General features: G+C 68.9%; 12 protein-coding genes. 7 read left to right on the top strand and 5 right to left on the bottom strand.

All coding sequences use genetic code 11. The features are described 5' to 3' along the window. Positions 1-89 precede the first annotated feature (89 nt). Positions 90-626, bottom strand: a complete 537-nt coding sequence (locus ACFY93_RS14980; protein ID WP_391358021.1) for a GNAT family N-acetyltransferase — start codon at positions 624-626, stop codon at positions 90-92. Between the two features lie 79 nt (positions 627-705). Here ACFY93_RS14980 and ACFY93_RS14975 point away from each other — a divergent pair, with 79 nt between their 5' ends. Further along, a complete protein-coding gene (locus ACFY93_RS14975; RefSeq protein WP_391358018.1) occupies positions 706-1,725 on the top strand; it encodes a hypothetical protein in 1,020 nt (339 codons plus the stop codon). A gap of 564 nt (positions 1,726-2,289) precedes the next feature. Here ACFY93_RS14975 and ACFY93_RS14970 read toward each other — a convergent pair. Next, positions 2,290-3,102 carry a helix-turn-helix domain-containing protein gene (locus tag ACFY93_RS14970; RefSeq protein WP_391358015.1) on the bottom strand — a complete coding sequence of 271 codons (813 nt, stop codon included), beginning with the start codon at positions 3,100-3,102 and terminating at the stop codon, positions 2,290-2,292. 301 nt (positions 3,103-3,403) lie between these two features. On the opposite strand from ACFY93_RS14970, the gene ACFY93_RS14965 reads away from it, so the two are divergent. The 5 genes from ACFY93_RS14965 to ACFY93_RS14945 all read left to right on the top strand — a co-directional run bounded on the left by ACFY93_RS14965 (position 3,404) and on the right by ACFY93_RS14945 (position 6,787). Continuing rightward, positions 3,404-4,378 (top strand): alpha/beta fold hydrolase, encoded by a 975-nt coding sequence (locus tag ACFY93_RS14965; protein ID WP_391358048.1) that lies wholly within the window; start codon positions 3,404-3,406, stop codon positions 4,376-4,378. Positions 4,379-4,475: 97 nt separating this feature from the next. Continuing rightward, complete coding sequence (locus ACFY93_RS14960; protein ID WP_391358012.1) at positions 4,476-4,997, top strand: hypothetical protein; 522 nt, start codon at positions 4,476-4,478, stop codon at positions 4,995-4,997. A gap of 124 nt (positions 4,998-5,121) precedes the next feature. Next, positions 5,122-5,337 (top strand): type II toxin-antitoxin system VapB family antitoxin, encoded by a 216-nt coding sequence (locus ACFY93_RS14955; RefSeq protein WP_391358010.1) that lies wholly within the window; start codon positions 5,122-5,124, stop codon positions 5,335-5,337. Next, positions 5,334-5,756 carry a PIN domain-containing protein gene (locus ACFY93_RS14950; protein WP_391358008.1) on the top strand — a complete coding sequence of 141 codons (423 nt, stop codon included), beginning with the start codon at positions 5,334-5,336 and terminating at the stop codon, positions 5,754-5,756. The genes ACFY93_RS14955 and ACFY93_RS14950 overlap by 4 nt, the downstream gene beginning before the upstream one ends. A gap of 257 nt (positions 5,757-6,013) precedes the next feature. Further along, entirely contained in the window at positions 6,014-6,787 is a 774-nt protein-coding gene (locus tag ACFY93_RS14945; protein ID WP_391358006.1) for a polysaccharide deacetylase family protein, read from the top strand. A 33-nt stretch (positions 6,788-6,820) separates the two neighbouring features. Here the strand turns inward: ACFY93_RS14945 and ACFY93_RS14940 are convergent, their stop codons facing one another. Beyond that, positions 6,821-7,087, bottom strand: coding sequence for a hypothetical protein (locus tag ACFY93_RS14940; RefSeq protein ID WP_391358003.1), 267 nt, complete (start codon positions 7,085-7,087; stop codon positions 6,821-6,823). A gap of 95 nt (positions 7,088-7,182) precedes the next feature. Continuing rightward, positions 7,183-8,571, bottom strand: a complete 1,389-nt coding sequence (locus ACFY93_RS14935) for a helix-turn-helix domain-containing protein (RefSeq protein ID WP_391358000.1) — start codon at positions 8,569-8,571, stop codon at positions 7,183-7,185. Positions 8,572-8,953: 382 nt separating this feature from the next. Between ACFY93_RS14935 and ACFY93_RS14930 the strand changes: the two genes are divergently transcribed. Further along, a complete protein-coding gene (locus tag ACFY93_RS14930) occupies positions 8,954-9,412 on the top strand; it encodes a hypothetical protein (RefSeq protein WP_391357999.1) in 459 nt (152 codons plus the stop codon). Between the two features lie 93 nt (positions 9,413-9,505). Here the strand turns inward: ACFY93_RS14930 and ACFY93_RS14925 are convergent, their stop codons facing one another. After that, positions 9,506-10,834, bottom strand: a complete 1,329-nt coding sequence (locus ACFY93_RS14925) for a DUF5933 domain-containing protein (protein WP_391358045.1) — start codon at positions 10,832-10,834, stop codon at positions 9,506-9,508. Positions 10,835-11,056 lie beyond the last annotated feature (222 nt).

The following is an 11,056-nucleotide window of genomic DNA, read 5'->3' as shown; positions in this document are numbered from 1 at the left end:
GACGCCAACGCCAGCCGCACATCGTCCGCGGCTACTTCGGCGGCCCGCACGTCCGCTACGTCCTGGACGAGAACCCAATGAGTTTCTGATCAATAGAAGTGGAATGCGGGCTGTTCGGCGGTCGGGAGCACCCACGACCGGCCCAGCAGTTCGGGCAGCGGCTGGCTGTCCGGGAGAACGGTGAAACCATGCCGGGTGTAGAACTCGCGGAGCCGCGCGGTTTCAAGATCGCGGGTGGCGTTGCCGAACCAGATTCGTACGCCCCGCTCCCTCAGCCGGTCCTCCATTGCACGGACCAGCGCGCTCCCGACACCCCGTCCCCGGAAGGCCGGGGCCACGGCCGTGAGGTCAAGTTCGCTGTGCCGGTCCATGACAGGCGCGTACTCCGGACGTCGCATCATCGTCATGCCGACAGCCACCTGTGACCGGCAGGTCAGTGCAGCGCCCGCAAGTTGGCCGGTCTCAATGTCGTGGTAGTGCAGCACCAGCGGCGCGTACAGGTGATCGTCTTTCACGGCCGGGATGGCGTTGGGCGCGATGCCCCGGAAGGTCCTGCTGAACAGCTCCTGCACCTCGGCCCTTTGGGCGTCGGTGTTGGCCTCTGATATCGCCACATCAGTGCTCATGCGGCACAACAGTAGGGCACCCTCGGCCGCCGCCCCCTCCCCTGCGGTACCCCGCCCCCATACGGCATGATCAGCCGTCGTGGAGCCCGAAGTAACCGCAGCATGGATATCCGCAGTCGGCGCGCTTGGCGGCGTCGCCCTCGGCACCATCACCGGCGTCCTCGCTGCCCGCATCCAAGCCCGGCCCGCACACCGAGCAGCCGAAGCCGCCTATGCGCAGGCAGAATCCGCCTACCGCGCCGCTCTCGACTCCGCTCGCGAACAAATCAGGGCCACAGCAGCACAAAGCACTGGCAGCGCCCGTCGTCAGGTCTACGCGGCCTTTATCAACGAAGCTCACAAGCTCCAACTCGCGATAGCCGAATTCGACCGGGACTTCTACGAGGCCACGGTCGACACCAGAGAGGCCCGCGCGGCCCTTGATCGTGTCGACAAGGCGGCTGCCCTCGTGCTGCTGGAAGGGCCGGAGGAAGTCAACGAGGCGGCCTGGGAGGTTTACAACGAGGCACTGGCGGGGCTCTCCGACTACGAGAGATCCGGCGACACGCGTGCTGCCTGGTCCAAGGTCATCCAGGCAGGGCACGAGCAGGAACTCCTGACAGCTCTGGACCGAATTCGCCGCTTCCTGAGGGACCAGATGCCTCCGCTCTGGCGGGAAACAGCAAAGAACTGGACGCAGGAAACCGTGCGCGACCTAGAGACTCCGTTCCCGCAGGTTCCCACTCGCACCAACATGGGAGGCAGAGTCGTCCCCTTTTCACCGACGCAGGAGACCGGGATGTTTGGGGGCGCCAGACTCGTCGAGCCCTCCGGCGGAGGTGCCCCTGTCCCGTTCTACGAGACCGTTAAGCCGCCACCTGAACTCATCGCGCGCCTTCGCGCCGCCATCGAGGGCTACATGTTTGTTGCCTCCCCCCTGATCGAGAGCGGCACCGTGACCGATGATCAGGTGTACGGAATACTCCGCTACGCCCTTGATGCCCAGCATGCGTCATCTCCGGAAAGGGAGTTCTCCTACACGGCCGGCGACGTCGCCAACGACCTTCTATCGTTCGTCGGCAAGGCCCAAGAAGTCCTCAACCCACAGCAGGATGCTTGATACGGGCCACTGCATCCGAAAGACGCCATGTGTGCAGTCGCGACGGCCTCACTCGACTGCCGTTCGAGGCGGAGCCACTCCCGGTCGCTGGGGCCAACCGGAAGCCCTGCTCTCCCCCATCCCTGCTTCGTGCCCATAGCGTGCCCTTCAGAGCGGACAACCACGGTCAACAACGGTGCAACCAGTCCCTCACACCTGCCGCCTGACAACGAATTTGCCCAGGTCAGAGGCCCTACCTCTACGCAAGCGCCGTCGCTTCCCAAGCTGAGAGCGCGAGTTCGATTCTCGTCACCCGCTCCACGAAGAAGGCCCAGGTCAGAAGCCCCGGGCCTTTTTTGTTGTCTGGAACGAACTGCAGCCAGGACAAGCACGCGGAGGCCCATCGCCGTGGCGAAAGCAGTGCCGCCGTAAAGGACTGCCTCAGCGAATGCGGCTCCGGTGCCGGTCTTCAGGATCCCGGCGACAAGAGCCACCCCGAGCGAGAACAGCGCTGCCACGAGCAGCCACAGGTACCTCGTTCCGGATCGCGACCGTCCGGCCCCGTCGCAAGCCGCCCAGGCGGGTCTACCGCACAGTCCTGGCATAGCCACCTGCGCTCATGCCGAACTCCCGCCGAAAGTGCCGGTTGAGCTGGCTCTGGTCGCAGTAACCAAGCTCGGCGGCGGTCTCTGCCACGGATCGTCCCGATGCCAGCATGGACTTGGCGCCGGCCAGGCGCAACAGGGTCCGGTAATGGTGCGGTGGAACCCCGTAAGCCTGCCGGAAACTCCTGATCAAATGGCGTTTGCTGCAACCGGCGACTGCCGCGAGGTCGTCGAGCTTGATGTTGATGTCCAGTTGGCTGTGGAGCATCTCCCGTACGTGACGAAGCGCTCGAGGACGAAGTGTCGGACTCGCTGCGCCGGGAGCATCCGCATGCCTGGTGAGCAGGACGTTCAGCAAGCGGATCAGCGACGACTCGAGATGCAACTCGTCCTCGCCGTCCGCCAAATCCCTGTGCAGCGCGGCAATGCCGTCGAAGAGGCTGCGGTCTGAATAGGTCACCTCATGAAAGCGCGGCCGGCCTGTGCCGACTGGCATGAGATCGGCGTCGATGAACATCAGTTGCACAACGGCCTGGCCGTCAACGGCGGCTTTGTCCTGATCGAGGCAGCTCACGACCTCATGGGGCTCGATCACCGTCACCGCGCCAGGAACAGGGGGACCCTGGGTTCGCCCGAGGTACTGAAAAGGGGGTGCAGAGCCGCCATGCGTGATCTTGACCGTGTACCCGCTGTTCACAACGGTCGGGAAGTCACCATCGGCAACGCGCAGAACCAGGCTCTCGACTCCGAACCGTGCTCTTCTGCGACGCCCTTCGACCGCGGACTCAGCCATGTCATTTTCGCCCTAGTTCGGCTTGTTCGATTGATCTTACAGTTCCCGGCAAGACAAGCGCGTCCGTCGGGCCAGGTGGGCACGACAGTCGACGGTTGAGTCAGTCGCCATCCCCCCGCCGTCAGAACGCGGGACGAACACCTGCCGACATCTGTGCACCACTGCGGAGATCACCGTCCACACCGACCCGGTGCCGGGCGGCCGTCCCTGACCCCTCAGGCTCGCGGCCACGGCCGCCGATTCCATGCCTACCGCCAGTCACGACAAGCGCTATGTCGACACCGACCTTGAAAGGGCTCCGATGAGCAAGCCGTACAGCGACGCCGCCAACATCCCGGTCAACGCGTCGCAACCTGTCCTCACCTACCACCCGGTCACCCTCGACGTCCCCGGTCGGCCCGTGCCGCTGCAGGTCAAGGTGTCGATCCCCGCGAACGGCACCGACCTGCCGCTCATCCTCCTGTCCCACGGGCACGGGCCGGCGAACTTCCTGTCCTCCTACAACGGCTACGGGCCGCTGGCGAACTTCTTCGCCGCCCACGGGTTCGCGGTCATCCAGCCGACCCACCTGGACTCGACGGCCCTCGGTCTGCGCGACACCGACCTCAAGGACGCACCCCTGTTCTGGCGTGACCGCGCCACCGACATGCACACCATCCTCGACCGCCTCGACGACATCGAGGCCGCCGTCCCTGGTCTTGCCGAACGGCGCATCAACAGGGACCGTGTCGGCGCCGTAGGGCACTCCCTGGGCGGCAACACCGTCTCTCTCCTCCTCGGAGCCCAGATGCTGGACCCGGACGACGACCGGCCGAAGGACCTCTCCGACTCTCGTGTCAAGGCGGGAGTGCTCATCGGGGCTCCGGGCATCGGCAACGACGAGCACTTCGCCGAGTGGGCCAAGACGAACTACCCGGTGCTGTATTACACCGACTTCGAGCAGATGACAGGCCCCGGCCTGATCATCGTGGGCGATCAGGACCTCAACCCCAACTTCTCCAATCGGCTCAGCTACCGTGCTGACGCCAACTCGGCCAGCCCCGGCGGCAACAAGACCATGGTGACCATGTACGGCGCTGGTCACATCTTCGGTGGCATCTCCGGATACGACGCGGCAGAGACGGACGACGAGAATCCCGAGCGCGTGGCGACTCTGCGGGCTCTCGTGTGGGCCTACTTGCGCAGCCGGCTCTACCCGGCCGACCCGTCCTGGAAGAACGCGGTGAACGCCCTGGAGAACGGTGAAGACCCGATGGCCAAGGTCGAAACGAGGTAGTTCCGCGAGGTAGGCGGCGGCGCGACAGCCGCCGCCCACCGCACTTCATCGCACCGAGACCTTCCACCCCGGCACAGATCGCACAGGAGCAACCGCCATGTGGACCACGTTCGCCGCAACCGTCGGGGGAAGCGCCGCCGGCCTCACCGGCCTCACCTTCATCGTCGTCGCCTTCCGCTTCGACGTCGTCGCCACCTCCCAGGAATACCGCAACCGCGCCGCGCAAACCGTCTCCCTGTTCCTGACAACCACAGTCACCGCATCGCTGGTCACCCTGCCGCAGCCGACCTGGGCGCTCGGGGTCGAACTGTTGGTCGCCGCGGCAGCAAGCGCAAGTCTGCTCTCGGTGCTCGACCACGCGGCCCGCCGTGGCACGTCCCAGCATGCGCGGCCCATCCTCGTCGTCACGCTCGTCGTGTTCGCGGCAGGTATCGCCGCCGCCGGACTGTTCGCCACCGTCGGCTCCACCAACGGAATGGGCTTCTACGCCGCGAGTTCGCTGCTCGGCCTCATGTGGGGCGTCTACGGGACGTGGGTCTTCCTCACCCAGGCGGGCACAGATCAGATCAGCGCGGTAGCACATGTGCATGACCAGCCCGGCACCGTGCCGGCCGCCTGATCGGCCCCACACAGTGAGGCGGTGCGGGGAGATCTCGGACCAGAACTGCGCTTTCGTCCTCCAGCAGGGGTGAACGTTCCTGTATATACTTGGTGCCAGTCAATATATCTTCGGAGGTGCATCAATGACTCGCACCGTTATAGACCTCGATGATCAGCTGGTCGCCGACGTGGCCAAGGCCCTCGGCACCAGCACCAAGAAGGAGACGGTGAACACCGCGCTGCGCGAGGTGCTGGAGAACCGGCGGCGGGCCCTGGCCCTCACCCGCCTGCGGGCGGCGGCGGCCGAGGACGCCTTCGATCTCGATCTCCTTGAGGACAAGGGGAACTACCGTCGGTGAACGCCGCTCAGTTCCTGATCGACACCAGCGCACTCGCCCGGCTGCTGCGCGGCGACGCCGAGCAGCACGGATGGGACCGGGCGGCGGCGGCCGGGCTCATCGCTACGTGTCCCATCACCGAGCTGGAGTTCTTCTACAGCGCGCGTTCCGCCGCCGACCGCGCCCAAGGCATCGAGGATCTGCGTCTGCTCTTCGGCTGGGTGCCGGTCGACGACCGCGCCTACAACCGCGCCTGGCAGGTCCAGGACATCCTTACCCAGCGCGGACAGCACCGCAGTGCCGGAGCTGTCGACCTCGTGGTGGCGGCCACGGCCGAGTTGCAGGGACTGACCCTCCTGCACCGCGACCGGGACTTCGAATGCATCGCCGCCGTCACAGGCCAGGCGCTCCAGTGGTACGGGCCGGAACCCGGCAAGTGAGCTCGGGAAGCCGGGCGTTCGGTTGTTCCGCGGAAGCCTCGGGCCTCCGGCCTTTCCCGGAGGCGGACGGACGAGAGGCTGCCGGAGCGCTCGTGTGGGCGCGACGTGACCGCCTACTGCGCCCGGTTGTCCGGGAAACACCCCGGGATTGTCCTCAATCGGTAACGGACGCAGCCCGTGGCCGTCGTCCCTCGTCCTGCCAGGTGGTCGCACGGTGACCAGGCAATCGGCGAGGAACTGCGGGAAAGCGGGCGGACATGGCACGGCACGGCGCTGGGCGGGGCTGGTTCGGCAAGGTGCTCGGCGCGGCTCTGGGGGTGACGTTGCTCGCCGCCGGCGCCTCGGTGTGGACGGCGCAGGCCGGTGCCGTGCGCGGCTCGTCGTCCGGGGCGACCGCGTCGGCCACGCGGGGCAAGGACGTCAAGCCGGTCGCGGTGAGCATCGTCCACGCCTCCGACGAGGGGACCCGCGGCGTCAACATCACCATCGACGACGGTCCCGACCCCGTGTGGACCCCCCGCGTGCTCGACGTGCTGCGGGAGTACGGGGTGAAGGCCACGTTCTGCATGGTGGGGACGCAGGCACAGGCACACCCGGACCTGGTGAAGAAGGTGGTCGCGGACGGGCACCGGCTGTGCGACCACACGGTGTCCCACGACACCGGCATGGACAAGAAGCCGCAGGCCTACCAGTCGCGGCAGATCCTCGACGCCGAACGCATGATCACCGAGGCGTCCGGTGGCGTACGGCCGATGTACTACCGGGCGCCCGGCGGGGCCTTCACCCCGTACAGCCGCACCCTCGCCGCCTCCCGGGGCATGCGTCCGCTGGGCTGGAACGTCGACACCAAGGACTTCGAGCGGCCGGGCACGGACGCCATCGTCGCCACCGTCGAGCGGGAGCTGCCCAACGGGCCGACGCTCCTCTTCCACGACGCGGGCGGCGACCGCTCCCAGACCGTCGAGGCTCTGCGCCGGATCCTCCCCCGGCTCAAGGAGCAGGGCCACTCCTTCGGTTTCCCCGTGCGCTGAGCCCCGCGCTGTCCCGTGGGCGGCTACCGGCGGCTACACCTCGTTGAACCCACGCGACGCGTCGTAGATGTCGGTCTCGATGACGACCACGTAGAAGCTCGTCACGACGTAGTGGATCACTACCCGGTCTTCCCAGGCCACGCGCGTCACCGTGTCGGTCCTGTAGGCGAGGTGACTGTCCGGGCCCTCGGGATCGGCTGCGATCCTGGCGACGAGGCGCAGGAACTTCTCCCGGTCCTCGGGCGGCATGTAGCCACGGAACCGCGCCACCTGCTCGGTGAACTGCACACGTCTCTTCATCGCTCGGGAGCCTATGGGCGCGGTGCGGGCCCCTGCCGGGAATTTCGCCCGGCCTGCTCGCCCGCGGGTGCCTGCCCGCGAGTAGGCGACGCCGGTCAGGTCAGGGGCACCCACTGGCGCGCGCCTTGGCTGTTCGTGCCGTACCAGTAGTGGGGCAGGCCCTTGATGCCGCTGGTGCGGAACGGGCGGCCGTGGTCGTCGACGCGGACGGTGCCGGCGCGGCCCTGCGAGGACCAGTCGAGCTCCAGGTACCAGTCGCAGTCGTACGCGTCGGTCGTCGCCGTGACCAGGAGGACTTCCGGATCCTCGGCGGAGACCCGGTAGGGGAACCGGACCGCGGGGAGGGCCTTGCCGCGGTCGCTGCCGGGGCGTGCCTGGGCGGTCGGGCGGTTGACGTCCAGGTTCACGGAGAACTGACGTGGCGTCATGTCGCTGCCGCAGCCCTGGTCCATGGCGTACACGGTGCCGGTGACCGGGGTGCCGCGGCTGACGACACGGACCCGCAGGGCCTCCAGGACCACGGCCGTGGACGACTTCCCCTGCACCGAGATCCGCACCGTCGTCTGCCGCCCGTGCACCGCCCCCTGCGTCGCCGCCCACGCCGCGGCGTCCTGCTGCACCGGCGGCGGGGGCACCTGGGCCGGCTCGCTCCCGATGACGTAGTCGTGGCCGCAACCGTCCCTCCACACCTGCGAGTCGGCGGTCCAGGCGAGCGGCACACCGGCCGGCACGTGAGCGCCGCCCTTCGTCCCCGTCACCGGTCCACCCTTCGCCTCAGGGCCTGCCGAAGCGCGTGCTCCCGTGGAGGGCGAGGCCGACGGGCGGCCGGAGGAGGTGCCGGTGGCAGAAGCGGAGGGGTGGCGTGACGTACCGTCCGCCGTGGTACCGGTCCGGCCCGAGGTTCTGGCGGAGTCGTCGTGGGAGCGATCGGCCGACAGCCCCGGCAGCCCCGACAGCGCTGACAGACTGCCCAGCGTCACCAGCAGCACCGTCGCCGCGGCGGCACCGACGGTGGTGCGGCGACGGCGGTACCAGGGACGTACGGCCGGGTGGGGCGCCGTGCCCGGATGGGGCGCCCTGTCCGGGGCGGAGGCGTCCGGATCAGGCGCGTCCGGGGCGGAGGCGTCCGGATCAGGCGCGTCCGGAGCGAGGGCGTCCGAAGCGGGCGCGTCCGGGTCCGGTGTCCGGTCGGCTTCCGTCGGCCGCAGTGCTCCCTCGCCTGTTCTCGGCTGCTGTCGTGCCGTCACCGCGAGCAGCCACAGGCGGTGCAGTTCGAGGCGTTCCTCCGGTGTCGCCCCGCAGAAGGCGGCCAGGCGCTCCACCGAGGCGTACTCCTGCGGGACCGCCTCGCCCACGCAGTAGCGGTGCAGCGTGGAGGTGTTCATGTGGAGGCGACGGGCCAGGGAGCCGTAGCTCCGGTCCGTGCGGTCCTTCAGCCGGCGCAGCAGTGCCGCGAACTGCTCGACGTCGTCCCCGATCGCCACCGTTCCCCCGTCCTCCCCGCCCGTCCCCGTATCCCAGGCGGCCCATGTACCTGCACGTCAAACGGGCTGGGATGGTTCCACCCTCGCCGGACGGGCGTTGGCCGTTGCGCCGGGTCGCCGTGACGGCCGATGCTCTTGGTGTCGCACCGGCCGAGGCGCACCGCCAGGGACGGACCGACCAGCCGGCAGCCGGCGCCCCACGACACCCCGCACCCGTTCACAGGGGACACCTGTGCCCATGTGCGCCTGCCGTGACCAAGCGCCACTGACCGCACGACGCAGGACCGGCGCCGCCCTCCGCCACGGGGGTGGGGAGGGCGCCCGTACCACCGACAGCGCCGTACGGCGCGATCCAGCACCACTCGGAATACGGAGAACACACATGATCAGCAAGACCCGCACCGTCCTGGCCGCCGGCGTCCTCGCCGTCGCCCTCGGCCTCGGCGCGACCGCCCAGGCCTCCGCCGGCACGCTGCGCAGTGTCAGCGGCAAGCCGACCGACAACGTCACCCGCATCGCCGACTTCTACGGCACCTACATCGACGCGGTGTACGAAGAGGACAGCGGTGACCTGCGCGACGCCCTGCGCGGCCACTACCTCACCCCCGCCTTCCAGGAGGAGCTGGCGGCCTGGGAGGAGCAGGAGCACGCCGACGGTGTCCTGCGCGCCCAGAACGTCCCGCTCGCCTGGAAGGTCACCGACAAGGGCACGATCGGCGACCACACGGAGGCCGTCGTGACCCTCACCTGGGGTGACACCTCCACCAAGCTGGTCGTCGACATGACCCGCGACAGCCACCGGATCTTCCACATCGGGGAGAAGGGCGTCGGTATCAAGTAGCCGCTCAGGCCGCCGCCGTGGCACCGACGCCGGTACCGGCTCCCGCCACGGCGGCCACGGCGGCGGCGGGGGGCCCGACTTCCGTGCGGGGGCTCACGCCGCTTCGGGCTGGGGTTCCGGTTGCAGGGCCGGGGCGGGCTTCGGCTGCGGGGCAGCGGTGGTCCGGACGTAGCCGTAGATCACCGAGCCCATGGCCAGGACGAGGAGAGGGCCGAACACCCAGGGGTGCCTGGCCATCTGCACCGGCAGGTAGCGGTAGGAGAGCAGCAGGGCGGCGAAGACCGCGGTGCCGTGGGCGACCAGCTGGACCGCCGACCGGTCCCAGCCCCGGTCGAGGGCGCGCAGGGCCGCCTCGATCGTGACGGTGAAGACGACACCGGCGACGAGGTCGGCACCGTAGTGGTAGCCGAATCCGAGCGTGGCGCAGAGCGTGGCGATCAGCCAGAACGTGCCCGCGTGGCGCAGCACGCGGGGGCCCTTGCGGGAGTGGATGAAGATCGCGGTGGCCCACGCCGTGTGCAGGCTGGGCATGCAGTTGCGCGGGGTGATCCCGTCGAACGTCATGTGCCGCGGGGCGTGGACGGGCAGCGGCGTGTCCGGCCACAGGTGGGCGGCGGCCCACTGCGCGGTGGACGGGGTCTCCGCCCAGAGGTGGGCGGAGGCCCAGTAGTCGTTGCCGGTGCCGAAGGCGTAGACCGGCCCGACCACCGGGAAGATCATGTAGATCGCCGGGCCGAGGAGGCCTATCACCAGGAACGTACGCACCAGGTGGTGGCCCGGGAAGCGGCCCTCGGCGGCCACGTTCCGCAGCTGGTAGAACGAGACGACGACCGCCGCCAGCGCGAGCTGGGCGTAGACGTAGTTGAGGGCGTGGGCGCCGACCGTTCCGGTGGCCGTGAGCACCCGGCCCACCAGCCAGGACGGGTTGCCCAGCGCGTGGTCGGCGGTCGCCACGTACTGGTCGAGCACCGTCGGGCGGGTCTTCGACGTGATCAGCAGCCAGGTGTCGCCGGTCTTGCGGCCGGCCACCAGCAGCAGGGCCAGCCCGACGCCCTTGAGCATCAGGACGCGTTCCTGGCCGGTGCGGCGGGTGACGGCGACGACGGCGCAGCCCAGGATCACCCACAGGGCGCCGTTGCCGAAGGGGTGGCCCTCGGTCAGCTGGGCGCCTATCGCCCATCGCACCAGCTGGAAGACGGCGTCGATGCCGAGCGCGGCACCGACCGCGACGAACCGCTGCCGCCGGTCGAGCACCACCAGCATCAGCGCCATGGCGCCGTACAGGACGAAGCCCGACTTGGGCGGGAGTATCAGCTCCCGCACCTGGCCGGCGATCGGGCCCTGCACTCCGTAGTGACGCGCGGCGATCTCCAGCGCGACGAGGAATCCGAGCGCCGCCACACCCGCCGCGGCCCACAGGATCACCCGTGGCCGGCGCCACTCGGGGAGCGCTGTTCCGCGCCGTGTGCGCGACGGATCCCGCGTTGCTCTAGGTATCAATGCTCTGGCCGTTTGTTAGATGTTCGCTGGGTTCGGGCGCCTGCCGGACGAGTGAGGAAGGCGTGCGCGGGCGTCGCGAGTTCGAACATGCTAACGGAGTGACGGTCGGGGCAAGGCCGGCGCACAGCGGAGCGTGCCGGCGCG

The organism is Streptomyces sp. NPDC008313, assembly GCF_042956125.1.
GTDB lineage: Bacteria > Actinomycetota > Actinomycetes > Streptomycetales > Streptomycetaceae > Streptomyces.
The sequence above is the reverse complement of the archived record's forward strand: the minus strand, read 5'-3'. Positions and strand labels throughout refer to the sequence as shown.